General features: G+C 72.5%; 18 protein-coding genes, 1 tRNA gene and 1 pseudogene. 12 read left to right on the plus strand and 8 right to left on the minus strand.

Features of this window, described 5'->3' with window-relative positions; all coding sequences use genetic code 11:
• The first annotated feature begins 115 nt into the window (after nt 1-115).
• Nucleotides 116-1,003 (plus strand): SDR family NAD(P)-dependent oxidoreductase, encoded by an 888-nt coding sequence (locus AB0B48_RS05880; protein WP_357196489.1) that lies wholly within the window; start codon nt 116-118, stop codon nt 1,001-1,003.
• Here the strand turns inward: AB0B48_RS05880 and fabG are convergent.
• From fabG to AB0B48_RS05900, 4 genes are all read right to left on the minus strand, one after another.
• Nucleotides 975-1,721: a 3-oxoacyl-ACP reductase FabG gene (fabG, locus tag AB0B48_RS05885; protein WP_357196492.1), complete on the minus strand. Its 747-nt coding sequence runs from the start codon at nt 1,719-1,721 to the stop codon at nt 975-977. The two genes, AB0B48_RS05880 and fabG, sit on opposite strands and share 29 nt — an antisense overlap.
• Nucleotides 1,718-2,182, minus strand: coding sequence for a hypothetical protein (locus tag AB0B48_RS05890; protein ID WP_357196495.1), 465 nt, complete (start codon nt 2,180-2,182; stop codon nt 1,718-1,720). Before AB0B48_RS05890 ends, fabG begins: the two co-directional genes overlap by 4 nt.
• Nucleotides 2,182-2,550, minus strand: a complete 369-nt coding sequence (locus AB0B48_RS05895) for a hypothetical protein (protein ID WP_357196498.1) — start codon at nt 2,548-2,550, stop codon at nt 2,182-2,184. The genes AB0B48_RS05890 and AB0B48_RS05895 overlap by 1 nt, the downstream gene beginning before the upstream one ends.
• An 82-nt stretch (nt 2,551-2,632) precedes the next feature.
• Complete coding sequence (locus AB0B48_RS05900; protein WP_357196501.1) at nt 2,633-4,453, minus strand: BTAD domain-containing putative transcriptional regulator; 1,821 nt, start codon at nt 4,451-4,453, stop codon at nt 2,633-2,635.
• Between the two features lie 269 nt (nt 4,454-4,722).
• Here AB0B48_RS05900 and AB0B48_RS05905 point away from each other — a divergent pair, with 269 nt between their 5' ends.
• The 3 genes from AB0B48_RS05905 (at nt 4,723) to AB0B48_RS05915 (ending at nt 11,183) form a co-directional block, all read left to right on the plus strand.
• Entirely contained in the window at nt 4,723-7,905 is a 3,183-nt protein-coding gene (locus AB0B48_RS05905) for a type 2 lanthipeptide synthetase LanM family protein (protein ID WP_357196504.1), read from the plus strand.
• On the plus strand, nt 7,902-8,156 hold the full coding sequence (locus AB0B48_RS05910; protein WP_357196507.1) for a hypothetical protein: 255 nt from the start codon (nt 7,902-7,904) through the stop codon (nt 8,154-8,156). The genes AB0B48_RS05905 and AB0B48_RS05910 overlap by 4 nt, the downstream gene beginning before the upstream one ends.
• 123 nt (nt 8,157-8,279) lie before the next feature.
• Nucleotides 8,280-11,183 (plus strand): AAA family ATPase, encoded by a 2,904-nt coding sequence (locus AB0B48_RS05915; protein ID WP_357196510.1) that lies wholly within the window; start codon nt 8,280-8,282, stop codon nt 11,181-11,183.
• A gap of 650 nt (nt 11,184-11,833) precedes the next feature.
• Here the strand turns inward: AB0B48_RS05915 and AB0B48_RS05920 are convergent.
• A complete protein-coding gene (locus AB0B48_RS05920; protein ID WP_357196512.1) occupies nt 11,834-12,325 on the minus strand; it encodes a MarR family transcriptional regulator in 492 nt (163 codons plus the stop codon).
• 148 nt (nt 12,326-12,473) lie between these two features.
• Here AB0B48_RS05920 and AB0B48_RS05925 point away from each other — a divergent pair, with 148 nt between their 5' ends.
• The 3 genes and pseudogenes from AB0B48_RS05925 to AB0B48_RS05935 all read left to right on the plus strand — a co-directional run bounded on the left by AB0B48_RS05925 (nt 12,474) and on the right by AB0B48_RS05935 (nt 14,046).
• Nucleotides 12,474-12,992 carry a disulfide bond formation protein DsbA gene (locus AB0B48_RS05925; protein ID WP_357196515.1) on the plus strand — a complete coding sequence of 173 codons (519 nt, stop codon included), beginning with the start codon at nt 12,474-12,476 and terminating at the stop codon, nt 12,990-12,992.
• A 111-nt stretch (nt 12,993-13,103) separates the two neighbouring features.
• Nucleotides 13,104-13,783, plus strand: a pseudogene (locus AB0B48_RS05930) (cellulose binding domain-containing protein); the annotation flags it as partial.
• 44 nt (nt 13,784-13,827) lie between these two features.
• Nucleotides 13,828-14,046 (plus strand): hypothetical protein, encoded by a 219-nt coding sequence (locus AB0B48_RS05935; protein ID WP_357196538.1) that lies wholly within the window; start codon nt 13,828-13,830, stop codon nt 14,044-14,046.
• A gap of 163 nt (nt 14,047-14,209) precedes the next feature.
• On the opposite strand, the gene AB0B48_RS05940 is transcribed toward AB0B48_RS05935, so the two are convergent.
• Nucleotides 14,210-14,293: transfer RNA gene (locus tag AB0B48_RS05940), tRNA-Leu, on the minus strand.
• A gap of 232 nt (nt 14,294-14,525) precedes the next feature.
• Here AB0B48_RS05940 and AB0B48_RS05945 point away from each other — a divergent pair.
• The 5 genes from AB0B48_RS05945 to AB0B48_RS05965 all read left to right on the plus strand — a co-directional run bounded on the left by AB0B48_RS05945 (nt 14,526) and on the right by AB0B48_RS05965 (nt 24,451).
• A complete protein-coding gene (locus AB0B48_RS05945; RefSeq protein WP_357196518.1) occupies nt 14,526-17,081 on the plus strand; it encodes a tetratricopeptide repeat protein in 2,556 nt (851 codons plus the stop codon).
• A gap of 193 nt (nt 17,082-17,274) precedes the next feature.
• Nucleotides 17,275-19,890 carry a fibronectin type III domain-containing protein gene (locus tag AB0B48_RS05950; protein WP_357196521.1) on the plus strand — a complete coding sequence of 872 codons (2,616 nt, stop codon included), beginning with the start codon at nt 17,275-17,277 and terminating at the stop codon, nt 19,888-19,890.
• 27 nt (nt 19,891-19,917) lie between these two features.
• Nucleotides 19,918-20,913 carry a MoxR family ATPase gene (locus tag AB0B48_RS05955; protein WP_124777372.1) on the plus strand — a complete coding sequence of 332 codons (996 nt, stop codon included), beginning with the start codon at nt 19,918-19,920 and terminating at the stop codon, nt 20,911-20,913.
• A 14-nt stretch (nt 20,914-20,927) separates the two neighbouring features.
• Entirely contained in the window at nt 20,928-22,100 is a 1,173-nt protein-coding gene (locus AB0B48_RS05960; protein ID WP_357196525.1) for a DUF58 domain-containing protein, read from the plus strand.
• Nucleotides 22,094-24,451, plus strand: coding sequence for a transglutaminaseTgpA domain-containing protein (locus AB0B48_RS05965; RefSeq protein ID WP_357196528.1), 2,358 nt, complete (start codon nt 22,094-22,096; stop codon nt 24,449-24,451). Before AB0B48_RS05960 ends, AB0B48_RS05965 begins: the two co-directional genes overlap by 7 nt.
• 209 nt (nt 24,452-24,660) lie before the next feature.
• Here the strand turns inward: AB0B48_RS05965 and AB0B48_RS05970 are convergent, their stop codons facing one another.
• Both AB0B48_RS05970 and AB0B48_RS05975 read right to left on the minus strand, forming a co-directional pair.
• Nucleotides 24,661-25,452 carry an SDR family oxidoreductase gene (locus tag AB0B48_RS05970; protein WP_357196531.1) on the minus strand — a complete coding sequence of 264 codons (792 nt, stop codon included), beginning with the start codon at nt 25,450-25,452 and terminating at the stop codon, nt 24,661-24,663.
• Complete coding sequence (locus tag AB0B48_RS05975) at nt 25,449-26,432, minus strand: LLM class F420-dependent oxidoreductase (RefSeq protein WP_357196541.1); 984 nt, start codon at nt 26,430-26,432, stop codon at nt 25,449-25,451. Before AB0B48_RS05975 ends, AB0B48_RS05970 begins: the two co-directional genes overlap by 4 nt.
• Nucleotides 26,433-26,600 lie beyond the last annotated feature (168 nt).

A 26,600-nucleotide genomic window follows, 5' to 3' on the forward strand; every position in this document is an offset into this window, starting at 1 on the left:
AGCTCTCATAACTTCTCTACATCGCGCCCGGTATGGAAAAGAGATAGCCCGGCACCGGACCGTTCGGCGGACGTGTGTCGCCGCTGGCGGGCACGCCCATTCCGAGGGAGCGCGCATGGAGGAGTTCCGAACAAAGGTCGCGGTCGTCACCGGAGCCGGTTCGGGCATCGGCCGGGCACTGGCGGTCGAACTGGCCGCCCAGGGCGCCCGGTTGGCCCTCTCCGACGCGGCAGAGGAGGGCCTGGCGCAGACCGCGGCGAGCTGCGCCGAGCGGGGAGCCGAGGTCCGCACCTACCGGTTGGACGTCACCGACCGGCTGGCGGTGCAGGCCCACGCCAAGGAGGTACGCGCCGACTTCGGCGGCGCCGACCTGGTGATCAACAATGCCGGGGTGACTCTGCTGGCCTCGATCACCGAGGCCGAGTGGGACGACATGCGGTGGGTGCTGGACGTCGACTTCTGGGGCGTGGTGCACGGCACCCGGGCTTTTCTGCCGCTACTCGTCGCCTCGCAGGGCCACCTGGTGAACATCTCCAGCATGTACGGGTTGACCGCGGCACCTGCGCAGAGCGCGTACAACGCGGCCAAGTTCGCCGTCCGGGGTTTCACCGAGGCGGTGTTGCAGGAGATGCGGGTCGGTGACGTGCCGGTGAAGGTCAGCTGCGTCTACCCGGGCAAGGTGCGGACCGAAATCTTCAGCAACGCCCGGGCCGCGAAGGGGCTCGGCTACGGCGGGATCCGGGAGCGCTTCGCCCGCGAGGCGACGACCTCGGCCGAGCAGGCCGCACGGCTCATCCTGCGCGGGGTCCGGCGCAACCGGGTGAAGATCATCGTCGGGGCGGACGCGCGACGGGTCGACCTGCTCACCCGGCTGCTCGGCACGGCCTATCCCCGGATCACGGCGCGTCGGGCCCGGACGCAGGCGAGCCAGGTCCGCCTGGAGGCCATGCGGACCCGGCTCGCGGCGCAGCGGGTCAGAACGTCAGACCACCGTCAACTGTGACGACCTGCCCGGTCAGGTAGGAGGCCCGCTCCGACAGCAAAAACGCCACCACCGGGGCGATCTCCTCCGCCTGGCCCAGCCGGCCGAGGGCGGTCCGCTGCTGGACGCCCACGGCCAGGCCGGCCGGCAGGTCGTTCAGCATGTCGGTCTCGATGAAGCCCGGGGCCACGGCGTTGACCCGGATCCCGTACGAGCCGACCTCCTTCGACAGCGCCTTCGTGAAGCCGATGATGCCGGCCTTCGAGGCCGAGTAGTTGGTCTGGCCCGGGCTGCCGGTGATGCCGGCCACCGAGGACACCGTGACGATGGCGCCACCACGACGCCGCATCATCCGGCGGATCGCCGCCCGGCACACGTTGTGGACACCCCCGAGGTTGACGTCGATCACCGACTGCCAGTCCTCGTCGGCCATCATCGCCAACGGCCGGTCACGGATGATCCCGGCGACGGTCACCAGTGCCGCGATCTCGCCCAGGTCCTGCTCCGCCCCCGTGACGAAGTCGCGCACCTGCGCGGCATCGGCGACGTCCACCTGCCGGGCCAGCACCCGGACACCGGTCTCCAGCGCCTCTGCGGCCACCTTCTCGGCGGCCACCCGGTTGCTCTGATAACAGAAAGCCACGTCGTACCCGTCTGCGGCGAGCTGCCGGACCACGGCCCGACCGATCCCTCGGGATCCGCCACTGACGAGGGCGACCGGTCGTCGAATGTCACTCATGTCGACTCCTTGACGTCGGAGACCCCGGCCGGGACGGCGGGGCGAAGCGCAGCGGCCGGGCGTACCGCGCCGACCAGACGACCGACCTGCATGACCACCTCGGTACCGACCACGCTCTCGCCCCGCACGAAACCCGTGTCGGCGATCAGCCGGATCAGCTCGACCCGGTGCTCGACCGTCTCACCGGGCAGCACCGGCCGGCCGAAGCGGATCCCCTCGAATGCACCCGCGATCGGCACTCCGTCGGTCAGTACGGTGGCCATCGGCCGGTCGTGCCTGATCAGCACCAATGCCGCCTGGCCCCACGACTCCAACAGCAGCACAGCAGGCAGCGGCCGGGTCCCGGTCACCGTGTAACTGCCCACCAGCCGACTCCGGGGTACCAGTTCGCTGACTCCGTCCACCAGGAGCATCGGCGGTCGGTGCGGGATGAGCCGTCGAATGTCGTCGCGGTCGAGCATCAAGGTTTTCCTTCCTGATAACGCAACACCACCTCGGCGGCCGGTACACCGGACACGGCGACCGTGCCCCGGCGTAGCCCGCCCTCGCGCCGGACGGTGATGACCAGCTCGTCGTCGAGATCGATCGTTCGGAGGAACCGGCAGGACACCAGCTCGGCGAGGATCTCCGACGGCGTCGCCGCGAGGACGGCGCGGTGCACGTACTCGACGATGTAGACACCTGGCAGCAGGGGGAAGCCGGGATAGTGCCCGACGAAGACCAGGTCGTCCCGGTCGGGTCGAACTCGACCGATGATCTCGTCCCCGCTGGCGTGGTCGAGGTCGATCCGCGCGTTGGTCGCGCACTCGGGCGGGATCAGGATGGTCACGCCCTGACCGTGCTGGCACCGGCTATATCTTCTCCATAGGCGCGGGAGCACGGCGGAAACGCCGGGGGGTCCGCAGGCGCGGCTATGCCGGCAACGCCGATCGGGCGGTCACCACGCGGTGGTCCACCGGGTCGGCCTTCTCCCGCGCGAAGACCCGCACCAGGTCGTGGAAGCGGTGTCGCTGCCGCCGCCCACCGTCCGAGCCCGCGATCTCCAGCAGCCGTGCGTCGACCAGGCTCTCGGCCACCTCCTCCCCCACCCGGGGCGTCACGCCGAGCACCCGGGCGGCGGCGCCGATCGGGAAGTCCGCAGTGTTCAGCAGTGCCAGCCGGCGCAGCGCGACCTGGCTCTCGACCTCCAGCTCCTGGTAGCTGCCCTCGATGCGGGCCCGCACGTCCAGCGTCCCCAGCCGTAGTTCGTTGAGACGGAACCGTTCGTCGGCCAGCCGCTGCGCGAGGTAGCGCAGCGACCAGTGCGGCCGAGCGATGAGTCGCGCCGCAGCCACCCGGATGCCGATCGAGAGCCGCCCACACAGCTGCACGATCCGGTGTGCGGCACCGAGCTCGGCGGCCACCCGCGGCGAGCCGACGATCGTGGCGAACAGCTCCAGCGCCTGCGCCGGGTCGAGGATGCCCACCTCGACGCGGGTGACACCGGGCAACTCGGAGAGGCGGCCACGACAGGTCAGGATCACCCGACAGGACGGGTCACCGGGCAACAGCGGGCGGACCTGCGAATAGCTGGCAGAGTTGTCGAGTACCACCAGGACCCGCCGGCCGGCCAACTGGCTGCGGTAGAGGCACTCGCGTTCGTCGAGGCGCCTCGGGATGGCCTCCTCGGCATTGCCGAGGCTCCGGAGGAACCAGCCCAGCACGTCGCCCGGGTCGATGGCGTTGCCCCGGGTGCCGCCGAGGTCGGCGTAGAGCTGCCCGTCCGGGAAGTCGCTGCTGGACAGGTGCGCGGCCCGCAGCGCCAGCGCCGACTTGCCGACGCCGGCCATCCCGGTCAGCAACGTCCGTTGCGGAGCGGACGGCGACGTCTCGGCGAGCAGCCCGGCCAGCGCCCGCAGCTCCTGCTTCCGGCCGCAGAAGTCCTGCGCCCCGGGCGGCAGCATCGCCGGTCGGACGTCGCGCCAGCCCGGTCCCTGCCGCGGTGCGACAGCGGCGTCGGGCGTCCCGGGGCCGGCCAGCACCGTCTGGTACGCCTCGGCGAGGGCCAGGCCCGGATCGGCACCCAACTCGTCGGCGAGGACCCGCCGGCCCTGGTGGTAGACGGCCAGTGCGTCGGCCTGGCGGTCGCATCGCAGCAGCGCCGTGATCAGATGGCTGCGCAGCAACTCGTGCAGCGGCTGCGCGGCGACCAGATCGCTCAGCTCCACCACCAGGTCGGCCTGTCGGCCCAGCATCAGGTCGGCCGTGATGCGATCCTCCAGGGCCGCCATCCGCACCTCGGCCATCCGGGGCGACTCCGCCTCGATGAGGTGGTCGGTGACGTTGCTGAGCGTCGCTCCGCTCCACAACGCGAGCGCCTCGTGCAGGTCCCGCGCGGCCTCCTCGTGCCGGCCGGAGCGCAGTGCGTCCCGACCCAGTCCGGCCAGCCGTTCGAACTCCTCGATGTCGAGTCGGCTGTCGCGCATCCGCAGCAGGTACCCGGACCACTGCCGGACGATCTCCACCTCGTCGCCGAGATACTTCCGCAGCCGGGAGACGTAGTTGTAGAGCTGGGCGGCGAATGTCGCCGGCGGCTTCTCGTCCCACAGCAGCTGGCAGAGACGCGTGTCGGAGACTGTTCGCCCTCGGGCGAGCAACAGGACGGCCAGGACGGTGCGCTGCTTGGCGCCGTCCAGCGGGACCTCGCCGCCGTCGCGCCAGGCGCTCACCGGCCCCAGTACGCGAAACTCCACAGTCGCTCCGATCGGGTCAGCCCAACAAACAGTCGGAGAGTCGACCACCGCCGCGCATCGACACATCTGTGCCCGCCACCCAAGTTCCGTCGTCCGCACCCGCGTGTTGTCGCCACCCCACCGACACCGGCTCCCTCCGGGCGGTCATCACCGACAGTCGTCCGGACCGCACCGGACAGTGCGCGAACTGCGGCGACCAGCCGGACCGACAAGAATTTGGGTGGATCCCACGCATGAGATACCCGTCGTCGCTTGGCACCCTCAACTCGATGAACACCACAGACGTCGACGGCCCACCCAGCCTCGCTCCGGCCGAGTCGCCCCGACTCCGCCGGGGCTGGTGGGCGCGGGGCCTGGCGCTGCACGAGCGGGTGACCGCCGGCGGCGGCACCGACCCGGTGGACAGCGAGCGGTTCGGGCACGCACGGTCGCGGCTGGATCTGTGGCGGGCCGACCGTGGGCCGGAGCTGGACGTCCGGCTGGGCGAGCTGGGCGTCGACGAGGACCGGTTGCTCACCTTCCTCGCCGAGGACGACGAGCACCTCGCCGCGCGAGTCGACCCACCGCCCTGGGCGGTCCTGATCGAGTCCGCGGTGCACGCCGCCGCACCGCCTCCGTCGGTGCCGGTCCCAGCGGACTGGAGGGCGGCGTTCGCCCTACCGTTGCGCCCGTTGGTCGACGAGGCGAGGGCTCGCTTCCGCCGGGGCTCCGGCCCGGTGGCCGACGCCCAGGTCGACCTGGGCGCGCTGGACGCCGCGTTGGGGGCCACCCTGGAACGGCGTCTGGCCGCGCTGGCCGCCCGTACCTTCGTCGAGGAGCTGCACCGCCGCAGGATCGCCGGCCTCCTCCAGGGTGCCGACAGTCGCGCCCGATTCATCGGCTTCGTCCGCCAGCTTGCCACCCCGGCAGGGCTGGCTGCGCTGTTCACCGATCTTCCGGTCCTGGCCAGGCTGCTCGGGCAGGCCACCGCGCACGCCACCGACGCGATGCTGGAGCTGCTCGCCCGGTACACCGCTGACCGGGATTGCCTGGTCGACAACCTCCTGGGCGGCGTGGACCCCGGCCCACTGGTGGCCGTCGACGACAGGCGGGGTGACCCGCACCGGGCCGGCCGGACCACCACCGTGGCCCGGTTCGCCGACGGCCGGCGGTTGGTCTACAAGCCCCGGGATCTCACCTACGACGACCGGCTGGCGGCCTTTGTCGGCTGGATGAACCGGATGGTGCCCAGCGTCGGCATGCGGGCGGCCGCCTGCCTGGTCCGTCCGGAGTACGGCTGGACCGAGTTCGTGACCGCGGCACCGCTGGCCGACCCGGACGGCGCGGACCGCTTCTATCGACGACAGGGTGCGCTGCTGGCGCTCGCCCACGCGCTCAACACCACCGATCTGCACTACGAGAACGTGATCGCCAGCGGCGAGGACCCCGTGGCCATCGACGCCGAGACGTTGTTCAGCCCCAGTTGGCGACCGGCATCCGAGAGCGGCGATCCAGCCGCCGACCTGCTCGCCGCCTCGGTGCACCGAACCGCGTTGCTGCCGCTGATCGTCGTCGGTGAGCAGGGCATCATGGACCTGTCCGGCGCCGGCGGCGACGAGGGCCGGCAGAGCCCGGTCAGTCGGATCGACTGGGCGGACCCGGGCACAGACCAGATGCGCCTGGTACGTCGCGCGTCCACCTTCGACGGTGCCTCGAACCGGCCCCGGCTCGGCGACCGGGTGATCGATCCGGAGGACCACGAGGCGGCGATGCTGGCGGGTTTCCGGCTCGGCTACGAAGCAATCGAGGCCCATCGCGGGGACTTCGCCCAGCTGATCAAGGCGTCGTCGGCCATGACGGTGCGACTCGTCGTGCGGCCCACCTGGGCCTACCGGACGCTGCTCGACGAGGCCACCCATCCGAGCCTGCTGCGCGACGGTCTGGACCGGGACCGGTTCCTCGGGCGGCTCTGCGGCCGGACCACACTGCCCGGCGACCCAATGTTCGCCCGCCACGAGATCGCGGCCCTGTGGCGCGGCGACGTGCCGTACTTCCACGCCCGGGCCGACAGCCCCCAGCTGGCAGCCGACGGGGAGCCGACCGCGGTGCCGCTGTACCGCAGCGGCGTCGACGCGGCACTGGACCGGATCGCCGGGCTCGGCGAGGCCGACCGGCAGGACCAGGAATGGGTCATCATGGCCAGCCTGGCCACCCGCCGGCCGGTCGGCGCCCATGGCGACACGGCGCCAATGGAAGGTGCGTCGCACGGAACCGCCGCCCCACCCGAACGGCTGGTCTCGGCAGCCTGCGCGATCGCCGACCAGATCGTGGCCCGGGGCGCACCAGGCCGGGACCGCGTGAACTGGCTCGGCCTGGAGCTGGTCGACAACCGGCAGTGGCTGCTGCTCCCGATGGGCGCCGGCCTGGCCAACGGGTACCTCGGCGTGGCGCTCTTCCTCGGCCAGCTCGCTCACATCAGCGGCGTGGCCCGCTACGGCGACGTGGCCCGCCGGGCGGTCGCCGCGACCCCGGGGCTACTGCGCCTACTCGCGGATCGCCCGGAGCTGGTCACGGCGATCGGCTGTGGCGGGCTGCACGGCCTCGGCGGACTGGCCTACGGGCTGGCTCGGCTGGCCGTGCTGCTCGACGACCCGGAGATCGGTCGGTGGGTCGACACGGCTGTCGAACTCGCCGAGGTCGCCGTCGCAGGCCCCGCCACCGACGACTGGGCCACCGGCAGGGCCGGCTGCCTGGCCGCGATGACATCGATCCACGCCGAGCTGGGTCTCGATCGGGCGGCGGCGCTGGCCCGGACCTGCGCCGACCAGCTGGCCGGTGCGACCGCGTTCGATCACCCCGCCAGTCCGGCTGGCTTCGCCGATGGCACGGCCGGCATCGCGTACGCCCTGCAACGGTTCGTCGACGTCGGCGGCGGCTCACCGCAGCATGCGGACGCGGCAGACAAAGCCCTGCGGCACGCCCGGCAGACCCCGACCAGCTCGTCCGGGTGGTGTACCGGCACCGCCGGCCTGGCACTCGCCCTCGCCGGTCGACACGACGCGGGCACCTCGCCCACCACAGACCCGGACGCGCTGGCTCACCTCGTCCGGCGCTTGGCCGATCGGCCGCTGTCCCGCGACCTGAGTATCTGCCACGGCGAGTCCGGTATCGGTGAGGCGCTGACCGTGCTGGCCGCGGGGCCGGCTGACCCTGCGGCCGCCGCCGCGCTACGGCAGCGGACCACCCTGCTCCTCAACTCCCTGCAATGGCAGACGCGCTACTGCGGCACACCCGACGGAGTGCTCACACCGGGACTGCTGACCGGCCTCGCCGGCATCGGCTACGGACTGCTGCGCTCCGCCCTGGCCGCACGGATTCCGTCCGCGTTGCTCCTGGAACCCACCCCACAGCCAACCGGACCCGACTGGCTGTCGCTCACCAACCCGTTCACCACGAGGAGAGAAGAACAATGATGTCTCAACAGCTCACCGCCGACGTCACCCACGTCGATACCGCCCACGTCGAGACCGCCCACTTTGAGGACCCGAACCCCGCCGGGGAGCCAAAGGTCAGCCCGATGGTGGCCTTCGGCCTGCGTACGGCGGCCCTGGCCGGTCTGGCCATCCCGGTGGGCCTCCTGGTGGGACACCTGGTCGCTGGCGACGCCGGAACCGTCGACGCCGCCGCCCCGCTCACCACCTGCTGCCCCACCTTCGCTCTGTGACCCTGGGCGGAAACCACCCGGTCAGCGCGGCGATCAGTCCGGTCGGACGATAATCCCGCCAGGCTCGGTGCGCCTGCTGTCTGACCCTGGTCATCGATGAAGTGCCTCGCTATCGTTGCCGCCGTGCAACGATCACGCGTCCTGGTCGGCCGAGATGCGGAATTCGGTGTGCTGATCGGCATGATCGAGGCTGCCCGCGTCGGGCGCGGGGGCGCGGTCTTCATCGTCGGAGAGGCTGGCGTCGGCAAGTCGCGGCTTGCCGCGGCGGCCGCCGAGTCCGCCTACACCGCCGAAATGAGTCTGCTACGGGGGCGGGCCAGCGCACTCGGCACCGGAGTGCCGCTGCGCCCGCTCACCGAGGCGGTGCTCTCCCTGCTCCGATCGTCCACTGTGGACATCGCGGCGCTCGGCCCGTACGGGCCGATCCTCGGCCGGTTGGTGCCCGACTGGGGCACCCCTCTCGCCGACCAGGAGACCGGATCGGTGGTGATCCTGGCCGAGGCGGTGCTCCGGCTGACCGGTCTCGCCGGCCAGGACCGCGGGTGCCTGATGGTCCTGGACGATCTCCAGGACGCCGACGCCGAGACGCTCATGGTGGTCGAATACCTGATCGACAACCTCGACCAGCAGCCCACCCTGCTGATCGGCGTCCTCCGGGCGGACGACTCCCCCGCGCTGGAGGTCGCTCGGGCAGCAGCCCGCCGCGGCCGGTGCACCGTGATCGAGTTGGGCGGTCTCGGGCCCGAGGACCTGCGCGCCATGGCTGGGGCATGCCTCGGCGTGGCGGCGGATGAGCTGCCCACGGCCGCGGCCGAGCTGCTCTGGGGCGGCAGCGGCGGCAACCCGTTCCTCATCGAGGAGATCCTCGCGGCGATGGTGGAGAACGGATTGCTCCGGCACGGTCCACAGGGGTGGCTCGTCACTCCAGAGGCGCCCACCACGCTGCCCACCGCCTTCGCCAGAAGCATGGCGCACCGGATCGAGAAGCTGAGCCCGCAGGCCCGGGAGCTGCTGTCCTGCGGCGCCCTGATCGGGCAACGCTTCTCGGTGGCCGTGGTGCAGTCGGCGACAGGGCTCAGCGACCGCGACCTGTTCAACCATCTGCACGGCGACATCGTCGCCCAGCTGGTGGCACCGGACGACCAGTTGACAGACTGGTACACCTTCCGGCACCGCGTCACCCGCGAGTCGCTGCTCGCCCTGGTCGAGCCGGCCACCCGGCGGGAGTTGGCCCACACCGTCGCCGAGACCGTCGCGAAGGTCCACCCGGAGTTGCCCGGTGAGTGGTGCCAGATCTCCGCCACCCTGCGCGTCGAGACCGGCGACGCCCTGTTGGCCGGTCGGCTCTTTGCCGAAGCTGGCCGGAGGGCCCTCGCGCAGGGTGCCGCCACCTCGGCCGTCGCCCTCCTCGACAGGGCTTGGGAGCTCCAGGCCGACGGGCCGGCCGAGGCCCGCGCCGACACCCTGGAGACGCTCCTGCAGGCCCTCGGCGAGGCTGGCCTGGTACGGCGGGCACTGGAGCTGGTCAACAGTCCGGACCAGGTGGCCGGTCTCCCCGCTCGACGGCAGGCCAGGCTGCACACCCGGCTGGCCTGGACCGCGGTGTTGGCCGGGGAGCTGACCGACGCGCTCGCCCAGGTGGAGATTGCCCGTGAGCTGCTCGGCCCGGACCCCGCGGCGGAGGACGAAGCCCCGATCGACGTCGTCGCCGCACACCTGGCCCTGGACACGCCAGGGCGGGACCAGATGGAGGTCGCCGAGACCCTGGCCCGCCGGGCCGCCACGGTCGGCGCCGCCGTGCCGCTGCCGGTGGTGGCCTGTCAGGCCTGGCAGTTGCTCGGTGCGCTCGTCCGGCATCGCGACCCGGCCGAGGCTACCCGCTGCCTGGAGCAGGCACGGTCCATCGCCGCCGAGTACGGCCTGCCGATCTGGGAGGTCCACGCGCTGATCCGGCTCGGCAACGACGACGCGTTGCTACACGGCACACTGGACCGGCTGGAACAAGCCCGGGAACGAGCGCTGCGAGCCGGGGCGGTGACTGCCCGCCAGCAGGCCGAGGCGAGCATCGCGCTGCACCTGATCATGCGCGGCGAGTACCCGGCCGCACAGAACCTGATCGACCAGGTCCTCACCGCGACGACCCGCCTGAAGCTGATGGAGACCACCCAGTACGTGCTGCTGCTCAGCGCGGTGCTCGCCGCCCACCAGGGCCGGCGGGTGGAGATGCAGGACGCGCTCGCCGAGTTCCGGCGCTGGGGCGGTGACGAAAGCCTGCACACACAGCGGGTCCACGGGCTGGCCGGCACGTTCTGCGCGCTGCTGGAGGAAAACCGCCCGCGGGCGCTGGACGAGCTGTCCCTGGCGGTACGGGCGGAGGAGACGAACCCGACCGTGTTCCACCTCGGTGGACGGCTCGGCCTCCAGTTGCTGTTGCGGGCGATGGCCGGCGAGGTCAGCTTTTCGGCGTACGAGGCGATCGTCGGCACACCGGCGAGCCAGCTCCGGTGGGACCGACAGTTCGCTCTCTTCGCCCGGGCGGTCCTGCTTGGCCGCGCGGGTCAGCACGACGCCGCGACCGCCACCCTGGCCGAGGCCATGGAGGTCGGCGCGCTGTACGCGATGGGGCGACACCTCGCCCTGCGGCTGGTCGCCGAGTCGGCGCTCGCCGATGGCTGGGGCACCCCCGTGGAGTGGCTGCGTGCCGCCGAGAACTACTTCCACCAGGCGAAGGTCACGCCGGTCGCCGGGGCGTGTCGCACGCTGCTGCGCCAAGCTGGCGCGCGGGTCACCCAACGTCGGCGCGGTGCCGCAGAGATCCCACCCGAGCTGCGGGCGGCGGGCGTGACGGTACGGGAGTGGGAGGTGCTGCAGCTGCTCACCGGCCGACTGAGCAATCGCGAAATAGCCGAGCGACTACACCTGTCACCGCGCACGGTGGAGCGGCACGTCTCCAGCCTCATCACCAAGACCGGCGAGCCAAACCGGATCGCATTGAGCGATATCGCGACCGACTTCGACAGTGGCTGACCGGTCCATGAGCTTCCTGGCGCTGGCCACGTCGGCAGCCGTTGACGCCGACCTGCCGTCACATCGAGGTTGAATCGCCGCAACGGTCCTTCGGCGTCCGTAGGCGTTCATGATTGCCTGCACCGATCGTCACCCAGTTAGTCGCCCGCCAACGGACAGCGGACCGGTGGCGCCGCCGACGGCGTGGTCTACCCGGCCGGGGACCGGCTCGTGTGGCTGTTGCCACTGCTGGAGCGCACCCCGAGCGACGTCAGTGCGGAGCTGTCTGACGTGCCGCGGACCCTCCCAGCCGCTTCGCGACCGAGCACGTCGCCTCTGGCACGCCTCAACGGGGCCGGCGCTCCAGTCGAGCAGTCCGCGGGAGTCGTAGACGGTGTCAGTAGGTGTACGCCCACCGTACGGGGCTTAATTCTGGACCTGGCGGGCGCGCAGGAGCCCGTCGTAGAGGGTGACGGAGGTGGCGTAGGTGTTGGTGCCGTAGGGCATTAACGTTTTGGTGGTGACGGTGGTCGACGCGGTGTTGCGGACCTGGTAGGTGTATTCGGTGCTGGGTCCGTTGGGATAGCTGCTTCTCGGCCTACCGGGCAGCCACGCCTTGGTGAGTCGTCCTGTTCGTCACTCCTCTGCTGTTCGGTCTGGGCTGGGGCTCCTCACGACAACGCGTGTCGCGTCAACGTCGCAAGTAGTCGTTCGAGCGTTTTGCGGTCGCTGTCGGTCAGGTTCCGAAGGATGGCCGCCTCGTTTGCCAGGTGCTCCTCGATGAGTTGGTCGGTCAGCGTCAGTCCGGCCGGGGTCAGGCCCACCACTCTGCCGCGGGCGTCGACCTCGGAGACCGAGCGCGAGACGAGGCCTCGGGCGATGAGCCGGTCTACCCGCTTGGTAACCGCACCGGTGGTGACGAGCATCCGTTCACTCAACTGACCCGCCGTGAGCATGTATGGCTCGCCCTCCCGGCGCAGCGCCGCAAGCATGTCGAACTCGCCGTTACCCAGGCCCGCGGCCGCGAACGGCGGCCGCAGGGACGCGTCGAGCGCCTCGGCCAGGTGCTGGATCCGGCCGATGATCAACAATGGGGTGGGATCGAGGTCGGGTCGTTCGCGATGCCACTGACTGACGATGTCGGCAACCCGGTCTTTGTTCACGCTTGCATCATAGCTTCCATGGAAGATAGATTCATCTTCCATGGAAGGAAATCGTTCTCACGCGCCCGTCCCCATGGTCGTGGCCTACGTCGACCCGTCCTGTCCGTTCGCCTGGATCACCTCGCGGTGGCTCATGGAAGTCGCGCGCATGCGACCCATCACTCTGCGGTTCGAGGTGATGAGCCTCGCGGTCGTCAACGAGCGTCGCGACCTGGAGCCCTGGTACCGCGCGTTCAACGATCGGGCCTGGGGCCCGGCGCGGGTGTGCACGGCAGCCGTCGCGCACCATGGGCCAGCCGCCCTCGCGCGCCTGTACCCGGCGCTCGGTCGTCGGATCCACGACGAGGGCAACAAGGACTTCGACGCCGTCATCCCGGCGGCACTGGACGAGGCGGGCCTCCCCGCCGGCTTGGCCGACGTCGCTCGTCGAAGCGACGTCGACGAGCGGATGCGGGCGAGCACCGCCCGCGCGCAGCAGCTCGTGGGTGAGGACCTCGGCACCCCGACGATCGTGGTGGACGACGTGGCCTTCTTCGGCCCCGTGCTCTCCTCGATCCCACGCGGGGACGACGCCCTCCGCGTCTTCGACGGCGCCCGCCTGCTCGCCGGCTGTCCGGCCTTCTCGGAACTAAAGCGCGTTCGGACCGATGAGCTCAGCTTTACCTAGCCCCTCTGGACATATTCAGTTAACAAACCTAGTAATTAACCTCCCGTCGATACACATCGATCGAGCACCCCTCGGGAGGACCGGATCGCGCGCAGATTCCGAACACCATTCCTGGCGGCCCTCGCGACCCTGGTCTCCGCCGCCGCGGCGACCCCGACCTTCGCCTATCCAGCCCTGGCCGCCGGCCCGACGGCCGCGTTCACCAAGACCTCCGACTGGGGCTCCGGCTGGGAGGGCCGCTACACCATCACCAACGGCGGGTCGAGCACCATCACCGGCTGGCAGGTTGCCTTCACCCTGCCGACGGGCACCACTCTCGGGTCGTACTGGGACGCCACGGTCAGCAGCGCCGGGCAGAGGCACACCTTCACCAACCGCTCGTGGAACGGCACCCTGGCCCCGGCGCGTCGGCGTCGTTCGGTTTCTTGGCCACCGGTTCCGGCTCGCCCGCAGACTGCACGCTCAACGGCGCGACGCGCGCCGGTGGCGCACCCCCCACCACGACACCCCCCACCACGACACCGCCGACTACCCCGCCGCCCACCACGACACCGGCGCCCACCAGTCCGCCGTCCACCGGGCTGCCGAAGCACGCCCTGATCGGCTACCTGCACACCAGTTTTGCCAATGGGGCCGGGTACCTGCGGATGGCCGACGTGCCCGACGACTGGGACATCGTCAACCTCGCCTTCGGCGAACCCACCTCCGTCACCTCCGGCGACATCCGCTTCCAACTCTGCCCGGTTGCCGAGTGCCCCACCGTGGAGACCGAGGCCCAGTTCACCGCTGCTACGTGTTGGCTGGAGTGATCTGCTGCGGCGTGTGCGGCCGGATCATGGACTCCCACTGGGTCCACGGCCGACCCGGCTACCGATGCCGACACGGACACACGAGCACCCGCACCAGGACCTTCGCCCAACCGAAGATCCTCTACATCCGGGAAGACCACCTGCTCGACCGCATCCGACACGACCGCGGGCTACACCGTCGCCATCCCGCACTGCGCAGCCCCGACCCAGAAAAGCTTGCCGCCTACTTACGCACCACAACATGATCATTGTGTGTGACCACCACGCGTGGACCATCGAAGCCGAAACCGCGATCTACCCGCTCACCGCGGCGGGGAGCTTCCTCGCCACGACAGCAAAAATCCCCGCCCAACGGGACGGGGATCACGCAAAACACGAACAACCATCACAGTTCGTGTGGAAATAACGTGTCCGAGGGGGGACTTGAACCCCCACACCCTATACGGGTACTAGCACCTCAAGCTAGCGCGTCTGCCATTCCGCCACCCGGACCTACACGTTCAGCCTACCTTGCCGACCAGATGATCTTTCATCCGGTGGTCAGCACAGCGGGCCGCACGGGGAGTTACTGTACACGCCACTCGTGGATCATGCACATCGCCTTCCGGCGCCTCTCCCCTGGAGCTTCCGCCGCTGCTCAAGCCGCCTCAAAACGGCCGCACCGACACACCGTCGGGGCGTGTCCGGGTAGCGTCCGGCGGCCCTGTGACGGCAGCATTGCCACGTGTCCCATCCCTCCCCCCTGGCAGCCGCCCAGCACCGAGCCCTCGCCCTGCGCGCCGCGGGCGACCTCAGCGCCGCCCGGCAACTGCTCGCGGAGGTCGTCGAAGCCGCTCCCCCGCCGTACGGTGACGACCATCCCGAGGTGCTGCACACCGCGCACCTGCTGGCACGGCTGCACCGGGAGGGGGACGACCCGCTCGCCGCCCGCCGGGTGTTGGAGGAGGCGTTCGCGGCGGGTGAGCGGCGCTGGCAGCACTCCGACCCGCTGATGCTCGCCCTCGCCTTCGAACTCGCCGAGGTGGCCGAGGAGCTCGGCAACCGGCACGAGGCCCGCCGCAACTACACCCGCGTCGCCACCGCCGGGCCCGCCGCGCTCGGGGAGAACCACCCGGCGGTACGCGCAGCCCGCGACTACCTCGGCCCACCCCCGCCGTCCCCGGGCGAGCAGCACCCTGCGCCGACGCCCGATGCTGCCCCGGCCGCCCCGGTGACCGAGCCGGGCGCCCGGTCGGCGCTGTCCGGCCCGACCCTGTCGCTGGCGACCCTCGCCGCGATGCGGCCCTCCGCCGACGGCCCGCCGCCCGCCGTCTCCCCCTGGGCGCCGCAACCGCCGGCCGCATCCCAACAAACCCCTCCGGCGGTACGCGCACCCGCCACACCCCCGTCGCCCGGCCACGCCACCCCGGCACCGGTGCCAGCCCCTCGGGCGATGCCCGTTCAGCCGGCATCTCCGTCGACGCCGGCCGAGCAGCGGTCAGCAGACCGAGCGCCGTCCGGGCCGACCGTCGCACCACGCCAACGATTGGGCGGTCACGCGACCCCGCCGGTGGTCGACGTGCCACCCGCGACGTCGACCCCAACCGCCCCGGCGTCGACCGCTCCGCCGGCGACACCGGCGGTGCCGGCACCTCGCTGGGACAACCCCACCATCCAGGTACGGCAGATCGAGCCGCTGCTCGCTGAGGAAGCCGCCCGAGCCGCCGCCCGGCCAACCACGTCGAGCGAATCGCACACCGTGTCCGGCACCGAGGCGACATCATCGGGCAGCCCCTCCCCTACCGTCGGCCAACCAGGGTCGGCGTACCCGGTGAGCGGGCCACCGGCCCAGCCCATCAGCGCACCGCCGGTGACCCCGTCCCCGATCTCCGCGCCCCCCAGCCAGCCGTACCCGGTCTCGGGACCGCCGGCCCACCCATACCCTGTCTCCGCACCACCCGGCTACAGCCCACCCGTGTCCGGACCCCCGGGGCACACCTACCCGGTCTCCGCACCACCCGGCTACGGCCCACCCGTATCCGCTCCACCCGGGCACACCTACCCCGTGTCCGCGCCGCCCGGCTTTGGGCCGCCCGTCTCGGGGCCGCCCTACGGGCCGCCCGTCTCCGCGCCTCCGGTGAGCGCACCACCCGTACCGCCCTGGGGGTTGACCGCACCGCCCTGGAGCAGCAGCGCCCCACCGCAGCCCCTGCCGACTCCAGGTGCCGACTCCCCCACCCAGACCGCTACGGCTGCGCAGACAGTCACCACCGGGCAGGCCCCGGTGGCTGGGCAGGCCATGATGGACGCGGGCGGTACCGGCGCGGATGTCGACTCTGGCCTGGGCATCCTCGACGCCCCGGTGGTGCCGACTCAGCGGGCTCCTGGCGCGCTGTCCGACCAGACCGTGGTGTTGCCGTCCGTTCCGGCGCAGCGTGTCCCGGCCGGGGTCGACACCAGTCCGGGCTGGCCCGCCGCCGCCCAGGCGAATCCCACCGCCGCGCATACGCACCTCACGGCCGCCCAACCGCATCCCACCGCCGCGCCAACTCACCGAGAAGGCACCCAGGCGAACCCGGGCATCGCTGAGGCAGGCCCCATCGCTGCGCAGCCGAGCCCCGCTGCGCAGCCGGCCTGGCTCCCGTCCGTCGGCGCTGACCCGGCGCTGGCACCGCCAGCCGCGCCGCCGCCGGTCCAGCAGTACCACCACCAGCCACCCCAGGGGTCGTACCCGGCACAGGACCAGCACCAGCACCAGGCGCCGTACCCGGGTCAGCAGTACCACCCGGTGCCGGACGCGTACCGGCCGGCGTACGCCGATGACAGTGGGTCGACGGGCCGCAACCGGGCGGCGCTGGTCGGCGCGGTCGTGGCGGCCGGGGTGGCCGTCGTGGCGGTGGCGGGCCTGGGTGTGGTGATGCTGACCCGCGACGACCCGCCTCCGACCGGGACCGCGCCGACGGCGGCGGCACCGACGGCGGCTGGGCTTCCGCCGGGCGATCTCAAGCTGCGGGACGATTCGACCACTATCACGTTGACCTGGACGGACCCGACCGGCGGCGCGGTGCCGTTCATGGTCGCCGCGGGTCGGGCCGGGCAGGCCCTGGGCGTGATGGCCACCGTGGATCCGGGCCGGACGAGCTACACGGTCAACGGGTTGAACTCCCGAGTGGATCACTGTTTCACCGTGTTGGCGGTCTACTCCACTGACAGCTTTGCGACTTCCGGACAGGTGTGCACCGCGCGGGAGCGTGGAGCCACGTCGAGCGGGGAGCCCTCCGGCCGGGCGTCGCCGCGCTGAGTCGCGCCGAAACCGCGCCGAGTCGAGCGGGAACCGGGCTGAGCTGGACGTCCACAACGCACACTCTCGGTATCCACAGGGGTGACGGTGCGGGTTCCCCCGCCACCACCAGCGCCATATGATGGCACCCGGCTCAGGGGAGGGGTTGCCGGAAGGCGCGCCACCTGCCACGACTCAGGGGAGGCAGCCGGCTGTGGCCAGCATCGACGACGCCGTACAGGCCGAGGCCCCCCGCTCCCGGTCCCGGCTGCGCGGCGGGCTGGTGACCGTCGGCACGGTGGCCGCGCTGTTGGCAGCCATGGGGCTGACCGTCCTCGGGTTGGGCGCGGCGGACAACGCGGTGGCCAACTACGACGCGAGTTCCTGGCTGTGGAGCGCAGCGCGCAGCGAGCTGGCCCGGGTCAACGGCGTCACCGCCCGGGTGGACACTCGCACGGAGATCCCCGGTGCCCGGCAGCATCCGATGCAGATCACCCAGACCGACCGGCTGCTGATCCTGCGGGACCTTCAGAGCGGGCAGGTCAGTTCCCTGGATCTGGCCACCCTCCAGCTCAGCGCGACCACCCGGACCACCCCCGGCCTGGGCGTCAGTGTGGCCCTGCACGAGGACGCGGCGTTCGTCGTCGACGCCGTGCAGGGCATCGTCCGCCAACTCGACCCGCGATCGTTGACCCCGGTCGGCGAGCCGGTGCGCTATCCGCCCGGCATCACGGGCGGCACCTTCGACGGTAAGGGTCGGCTCTGGATCGCGGTGCCCAGCCAGGGCACGGTCTCGGCGATCACCGCGGCCAAGCTGCCGTCCGCGCCGGCGACAGCCAGTGCCGGGCTCAGCCCGCAGCGGGTCGAGTCGTACGACGTCGCCGACGCCAGCCACGAGTTGGTGGTCTCCACCCTCGACGACGGGGTGGCGGTGCTCGACCGGACGGCAGGGAAGCTGGTGCGGGTGCAGCGCGGTGAGGTGCACCCGACGGCGCTGACGCTGTCCGGCCCGGCGGCCCTGCCCTCGCGTACCAGCGGCCCACGGGTGCCGGTCACGGTGACCGCCGACCGGCGGGTGCTGCTGGTGGGTGACGGTGGGCAGGAGAGCGCGTTCACCGTGCCGGGTGAGGGGGACCGGCTCAGCCCGGCGGTGGCCTGGGCGAACCGGGTCTACTGCGCCGACGAGGCCACCGGCACCATCTACTCCTTCGACGCGGCGGGTCAGCTGGTCGAGACCATCCGAGGGCGGGCCAACGGGCCGCTGGAGCTGGAGGTCCGGGAGAACCACCTGTTCATCAACTCGCCCGACTCGGCGACCGCCCGGGTGGTGGACGACAAGCACCAGGTGCGCGAGGTCAACAAGTACGCCAACGACGTGCTCGGCGGTGACCCGCCGCCGGTTCCCCCGCCGCCGCCTCCGCCGAAGAAGCCGCGGGTGGGCAAGCCGAGCGCGCCGCGCAGCGTCACCGCCGCCGCCGGCAACGCCCAGGCGCGGGTGAGTTGGCGCCCGGCCGCCGCCAACGGCGCTGAGATCATCAAGTACGTGGTGCAGGGCGCCGGGCAGCGCCTGGAGGTGGGCGCGAACCAGCGGGCGGTGGAGGTCAAGGGTCTGACCAACGGCGAGACGTACCGGTTCGCTGTGCACGCCGTCAACGCCAAGGGCGACGGCCCGCCGCGCAACAGCAACCCGGTGACGCCGACGGCGGCGGTGCCCGACCCACCCGCGAGCGTCACGGCGCAGGAACGGCCGGACGGCACGGTGCTCGTCAAGTGGCCGGCGGCGAACGGGCAGGGCAACACCATCGCGAGGTACGCGGTGACGGCCAGTTCGGCGGGGACGAACGCGCCGGCCGGTGAGTCGACCAAGACGGAGCTGGTGGTGCCCGCCGGTGAGCTGGAGTTCGGCACCCAGTACGCGTTCACGGTGGTGGCGGTCAACAGCAAGGGCGCCGGGTCGGCGGCGTCGCCGGTCAGCAACACAGTGGTGCCGTTCGCGGCGCCCGGTCGGCCGCTCGACCTGCGCGCCGGCACGGTCGCCAACCAGCCGGGCGCGGTGACGGTGCAGTGGGCGCCGGCCGAGGCCAACGGTCGGCCGGTGACGAAGTACCTGGTGGACGTCGGCGGGCGGGTCAGCGAGGTGACCGACACCCGCACGACCGTCACCGGGCTGGGCAACGGCCAGAACGTCACGGTGAAGGTGAAGGCGGTCAACGAGGCGGGGCCCGGCCCGGAGGCCACCGCCACCGCCCGCACGGTGGCCGAGCCACGGGTCACTGTGACCGGGTCGTCATCGACGGCCACCGGGGCGACCGTCACGTTCACAGTGGACGCCGGTGGCGGTCAGGCCACCTGCACGCTGACCACGACGGGCGAACCGGCGAAGACCGGGGCGTGCTCCAGCATCACGATGACGGGCCTGACGCCGGGCACCAGCTACACGTTCACGGTGACGGCGAGCAACGCCGCCGGCAAGGGCACCGCCACGAAGGCGCAGGCCACCCAGGCGCTGTACGGGATCGCGACCTGCCGCAACGGCGCATCCGGGCCCGAGTCGACCTACTGCGACAGCGACCGGGAAGGCCGCAACGGCAACGAGGTCTTCAAGGTCACCCGGCAGGACAACGACCAGCAGGCCGGCTGGGCCAAGCCCGGCACCCGGCTCCAGGCGTACTGCAAGAAGTCGGGCGAAGAGGTCTACGCCTACATCTACAACAACGAGAAGCGCAGCACCTGGTGGGTGCAGGTCAACTACAAGGGGAAGAACTACATCCCGTGGGCCTGGCTCAACCTGGAGGGCGGCGATGACATCAAGGTCCTGCCCACCTGCTGAACCACCAGGCGAGGAGCACCACCGACCGTGAACACCCACGAGCCGCTCACCCAGCCGGAGGTGCAGGGCTTCGCCGCCCTGGCCGCCCGGCTGGCCGAGAACGTCAACGCTGTGGTGCTCGGCAAACCGCAGGTGGTGCGGCTGGCGCTGACCGCGCTCTTCGCCCAGGGTCACGTACTGCTGGAGGACGTGCCCGGGGTCGGTAAGACGACCCTGGCACGGGCCATCGCCGCCACGGTCAAGGGTGAGTGGCGGCGCATCCAGTTCACGCCCGACCTGCTCCCCTCGGACGTGTCCGGCGTGACGATCTTCAACCAGGCGACCCGGGACTTCGAGTTCCATCCGGGTCCGGTCTTCGCCAACATCGTCATCGCCGACGAGATCAACCGGGCGTCGCCGAAGACCCAGTCGGCGCTGCTGGAGGTGATGGAGGAACGGACCGTCACTGTGGACGGCGTCCGGCACCCGGTGCCGTCGCCGTTCCTGGTGGTCGCCACCCAGAACCCGGTGGAGATGGACGGCACCTACCGGCTGCCCGAGGCGCAGTTGGACCGTTTCCTGGTGAAGCTCTCCGTCGGCTACCCGGACGAGGCCGTCGAGGTCGAGGTGCTGCGCGGCGCGACGGTGCGGTCCCCCGAGGCGCTCGCCCCCGTCACCGACACCGCCACCGTCGGCGAGATGGTCCGGATGGCCCGCCGGGTGCACATCGCCGAGCCGCTCTACGCGTACGCGGTCCGGTTGGCCGCTGCCACCCGCACCCACCCGCAGGTGCGCGTCGGCGTCAGCCCCCGGGGCGTTATCGCGTTGACCCGCGCGGCGTGCGCGTACGCGCTGATCGATGGGCGGGGCTGGATCATGCCGGAGGACCTGAAGGCGCTCGCCGAGGCGGTCTTCGCCCACCGGCTGCTGCTCACCCCGGACGCCCAGGTGCGCGGGATGACCCCCGCGGAGGTGCTGCGCCAGGCCGTCGCCTCGGTGCCGGTGCCGCTGCCGTCGGGGCAACCCGCTCCGGTGCAGGGCTGACCGGCAGCAGCGCGATGGGAATCACCGCCCGTGGGGTCGGGCTGCTCGTCGCCGCCGTGGTGCTGCTGGGGGCGGGTTTCCGGTTCGCGTACCCCGAGTTGACGTTGCTCGGCGCGGCGGCCGGCGCGGCCGTCGGCTACGCCGCACTGGTCGCGGCCTGGCGGCCCCGGCTGACGGTGACCCGTCGTGCGGACCCGGACCGGGTGGCGCGTGGCGAGCCGGCGAGCATGGCGTTGACAGTGCGCAACACCGGGCGGCTGCGCTCGGCGAACCTGCTGGCCGAGGACCGGTGCGGCCAGCGGACCGTGCCGGTGCCGGTGCTGCGCCTGCGACCCGGCCGGGACACCGAGGTCCGCTACGACGTGCCGACCGACCGTCGTGGGGTGGTGCCGGTCGGGCCGCTGCGGGTGACCCGCCGGGATCCGCTGGGGTTGGTGGCGCTGGCCCGCCCGTACGGTGCGGCGGTGCCGGTCTGGGTACACCCCCGGATACATCCGCTGACGGCCGTGCCCAGGGGCGCGGGCCGCAGCCTCGACGGTCGGGTGGACGGTGTCCCGCACGGGTCGATCACGTTCGACTCGCTGCGGGAGTACGTGGTCGGCGACGAGCTGCGCCGGGTGCACTGGCGCACCAGCGCCCGGGTGGGTGAGCTGATGGTGCGGGAGAACGTGGATACCAGCCTGCCGCGCCTGGTCGTCCTGCTGGACAACCGTGCCGTCGCGCACCCGCAGCGGGTCGGCGGGGTGGCGGAGTCGTTCGAGTCGGCCTGCGAGGCGGCGGCGTCGGTCGTCACCGCCGCGCACCGCGCGGACCTGCCGGTGCTGCTGCTCATGGTCGCCGCCGAGCCCGCCGAGGTCACGACACGTGACGGCGAGGCCGGCGGCGCGCTCGGGCCACTGGACCGGCTCGCCGCCGCCGACCTGTCCGACGACGGTGACGCGGTGCGGGCGGCCACCACCCGACTGCGGCAGGACCGGCTCGGCGACACGCTGATCTTCCTGACCGGGCCCGGTGGCCGCGACGAGCTGGGGCACGTCGGGGCGCTGCGCGGGGCGTACCCGTCGGTGGTGGTCGCGGTGTTCGGCGCGGCCGAGCCGACGCCGCCGGGCACCGCGGGTCTCGTGGTCGTCGACGCGGCCGACGGCGCGCAGTTCGCCGCCGAGTGGGACGGGGTACGCCGGTGGTGACGCTCGCCGTGCGGGTGCTGCGGGCGGCGGTCCTGCCGCTGGCCCTGATCGGGCTGACGGCGCTCGCCGGCGTGGTGCTCGGCCGGGTGTACGCGGGCAACCTGCTGACCTGGCTGGTGATCGGCGCGGCGGCGGGTTCGGTGCTGGTCAGCGTGGCCGCCCGGCGGCTGCCGTCCTGGTTGGTGGCACCGGTCTCGGTGGCCGCGATGGCCGGCTGGACACTGTGGTCGCTGCGACTGGCCGCCACCCGCGCCGAGTTGCCGGGCGGCCTGCTGGAGGTCAGCGCGGACGCCGCCCGCAACGGCATCCCCCGGCTGCTCACCGCGATGATCCCGGTGGAGCCCACCCCGGACACCGTGCTGGTGCCGGTCGTCGCGGCCTGGCTGGCCGGGCTGACCGGCGCGGAGGTGGCGCTGCGCACCGGCCGGGTGCTGCTGGGTTACCTGCCGGCGGCGGGGCTCTACGCCGCCGCCCTCTACGTGGTCGGCCCGAACGCCGAACCGGCGGTGGGGTCGACAGTGGTGTTCGTCGCGGTCGCGGCCCTCGGCCTGGCCACACCCACCCGCACTGCGGCGGGCGGCGGCGATCCGAGCGCCGGACTGACCCCCGGGGTACGCGCGGCGGTGCGACTGCGGCTGGCCACCAGCGCGGCGCTCGGGGTGGCACTGGTGGTCGGGCTGGTGGCGTTGCTCGGCCCGATCGTCGCCGGGCAGGTCGACGGCCGGCCGGTGGACCCGCGCCGGTACGTGGAGCCGCCGCAGGTGCAGACGCTCGACGAGAACCCGCTGATCCGCATCTCCGGCTGGGCGCTGCACCCGGAGCAGAAACTCCTCGACGTGAGCACGGAACGCCCCGACGCACCGCCCGCTGGCCCCCCGCCGGAGGCCGATCCCGCGGCGGACACCGCGCGCAGTGTGCGGATCCGGTTGGCGGTGCTCAGCGACTACGACGGGGTGACCTGGCGCGTCGGCGCGACGTACCGCAACGCCGGGCGGATCCTGCCGGCCGCTGCCGTGGCCCGCGACAGCACAGTGCGGACGGTCCGGCAGCAGATCAGCGTGGCCGAGTTGAGCGGCCGGCTGCTGCCCGCCGTGGCGACACCTCGGGAGGTCAGTGGCGCGCGGGTGGCGTACGACCCGGCGAGCGGGACGCTGATCCGACCGGAGGGGCTGACGCCGGGGCTGCGGTACGCGGTGACCTCCGCCGAGGAACGCCCCGACCAGAATCTGTTGGCCAGCGCGAACGTGCCCGCCGGCGAGGAGGTGGCCCGGGTGCTGCGGGTCGCCGACGGGGTGCCCGACCCGATGCGCCGGCTGGCCACTCAACTCGCCGAGGAGAACGGCGCCCCGTTCGCGCGGGCGTCGGCGATCGAGCAGTTCCTGGCCGAGCACTACCGGGTGGTGGCGGATGCCCCGAGCGGGCACGCGTACCCGAACCTGGGTTTCTTCCTGTTCGGGCCCCGCAACGGCGGCGGGCAGGAGGGCACCTCGGAGCAGTTCGCGGCGGCCTTCGCGGTCCTCGGCCGGCTCTCCGGGCTGCCCACGCGGGTGGTGGTGGGCTTCCGGACCAGCGGGCAGGGTCCGGTGCTGGCCGGTGACGCGTACGCCTGGCCGGAGGTGCTCTTCGACGGGCTGGGCTGGGTGCCGTTCGACCCGTTGCCCCGCCCCGACAACGAGCCGCGACCGGTGGAGGAGGACTTCCGCCCGACGCCGGAGGACCCGCCGCCGTCGGAGGCGCCGGCACCGACCGCTGAGCCCAGCGCCTCACCGGAACCGGCGGCCGCCGCCGACGCCCCGCCCGGCAACGACGGGGTCTCCACGCCGGTGCTGGTCGCCGGCGGCAGCGGCGGCCTGCTGCTGGTGGTGGGGGCGCTCCTGCTCACTCTGCTGGCGATGCGCCGCTCGCTGACCCGCAGCCGGCTCGTGCGGGGCGACCCCGGCCAGCGCATCGCCGGCGCCTGGCGGGAGGTCACCGACGCGCTCCGGCTGGCCGGCAGACCGGTCGGCGACGACCTGGCCGCCACCGAGGTCGCCGGCCACGCCCGCCAAACCCTCGCCGACGCCCGTCTCGCGCGGAGCGGAGGTGACGCGGTCGGTGACCCGGGCGCTGTCGCGCCCAGCGGCGACACGGCGGCGGCAGACCCGTCCGGCCCGGCCGTCGACGAGTTGGCCGCCCTGCTCAACCAGGTGGGCTTTGCCCCCGGCGCCGCAACACCCGACCAGGCGGCTCGCGCCGCCGAGGTGGCCACCGCCTACGTGACCACCCTGCGCTCCGCTCGCCCCTGGTGGCGTCGCCTGCTCTGGTCCGTGCACCCCACTCCCCTGCGCCGCGCCCGCCGCTCCCCGCGCTGATCAAGAGCTTTGCGTCGGCAGCGGGCCTTCTTCTGACGCAAACTTCTTGATCACCGGCGGCAGGGCCGGAGGCGGCGGCGACCGGGCCGGCGCAGGACGTCTCTTCGCCTCGGCGTTGGACCTGGCCCGGCTCCACAGCAGCGAGCCGGCGCTGATCAGCTCCAGCGCCCACCTTCTGGCTGTCGGACGCGTTCCCACGCGGTAGCGGGTCAGGTGGTCAGCCGGCGGATGAGTTTGCGCATGCCGGCCTGCCAGCCGTCCGGGTCCTCGGCGCGACGGCGCGCGTAGTCGGCGACCTCGGGGTGCGGCAGGATCAGGAAACGTTCCTCGGCCAGCCCGGCGACGGCCGCGTCGGCGACCTGGTCCGGGGTGAGCACCGCACCGGACGCGGCGACCACCCGGGCGCCCAGGTGAGCGTCGGCGAGCCCGTCGGCGAGCATCGGGGTGTCCACCCCCTGTGGGCAGAGTGCGCTGACCCGGATGCCCCGGTCCCGGTAGGTGATGGCCAGCCACTCGGCGAACCCCACCGAGGCGTGCTTCGTCGCGGTGTACGGGGCGTCGCCCACAGCGGTCAGCACACCCGCCGCGGAGCAGGTGTGCAGCAGGTGCCCGCCGCCCCGGGTGAGCATTCCGGGCAGCACCGCGCGGGCCGAGTAGACGTGGGCGAGCACGTTGACCCGCCAGGCGCGGTCCCAACCGGCGTCGTCGACCTCCACTCCCCCGCCGGTGGTCACGCCCGCGTTGGCGCAGAACAGGTCGATCCGGCCGTACCGTTGCTCGGTGTCGGCGACCAGCGCGCGGACCTGCTCCTCGTCGGTGACGTCGAGGGCGCGGGCGTGCGCGACCGGGCCGATGCCCTCGGCCACCGCGCGGGCGGCGTCGGCGTCCAGGTCGGCGACCACCACGGCGGCGGCCCCCTCGGCGGCGAATCGGCGCGACAGCGCCGCGCCGATGCCGCCGGCCCCGCCGGTGACCACCACGATCCGGTCGGTGAGGTTCACGCGGCGACCTCCATCGGGGCGGCGCCCAACTGGGCGATGAGGCTGAGCAGCGCGCTCGCGCCGCCGGCGGTGACCTCGGGGGTGGGCAGCAGCGCCATGATCGGCACGTCCACCCCGTTGTCGGCGTAGCGGCGTACCTCGGCGCGGCACCGCTCCGGTGAACCGTGCAGCACCAGCGCGTCGACCACCTCGTCGGGTACTGCCGCGTTGGCTCCGCGCCGGTCACCGGCGGCCCAGGCCGCCCACATGGGCGCGAGCGTCTCGTCGCGGCCGAGCCAACGGTGGAACTCGGCGTACGCCCCGACGGTGAGGTAGCTGGTGATGAGCCGACGGCCCAGCGCCCGGGCGTACGCGGTGTCCTCGGTGGGGCAGACGAAGATCCGGGCGGCGACCTCGAAGCCGGTGCGGCGCTCGCCCAGCTCGGCGAGGGCGCGCGGCACGTCGTCGGCGCTGAGCCAGTTGAGGATGACCCCGTCGGCTTCCGCGCCGGCCAGCCGGAGCATTCCCGGGCGCAGCGCGGCGAGCAGGATCGGTGGTGGCGTCGCCGGTGGTGCTTCCAGCGTGAACCGGCGGATGGTGAACGTGTCGTAGGCCTCGTCGACGGTTTCGCCGGCCAGCGCGGCGCGCAGGAAGCGCAGCACGTCGCGGGTGCGGCGGAACGGCTCGTCGAACGGCACGGCGTTCCAGTCCCGGACGAGCACGGGTGAGGACGCGCCGATGCCGAGCGAGAACCGGCCCGGCGCGGCCTCGGCCAGCGCTGCCGCGCTCATCGCCAGGAGACCGGGGCCTCGGGTGAAGACCGGTGTGATCGCGGTGCCGAGCCGCAGCCCTGGCTGCCAGGCCGCGGCGAGCGCCAGCGGGGTGAACGCGTCGGTCCCGGCGACCTCGGACGACCAGACGTCGGTGAACCCGGCCCGGTCGAGGGCCGCGTAGGCCGCGTCGTGCTGCGCCAGCGCGATCCCGCTCAGCGGCACCGTCATGCCCCATCGATTCGTCACCGGTCGATCGTGCCCGTTGACGCGGGTCCGAGCAAGATCCCCGGGTTGGGCAGAATCGCCGGTTTCCGACCGTGCCTGGCGGTGGAAAGTGCTACCACTTCGAGGTGGACCGGACCGACGGCGCAGGCCGCTGACCATGGGTTTCAGGGC

Origin of the sequence: Micromonospora sp. NPDC049089, assembly GCF_040648775.1 — a bacterium.
Taxonomy (GTDB): domain Bacteria; phylum Actinomycetota; class Actinomycetes; order Mycobacteriales; family Micromonosporaceae; genus Micromonospora.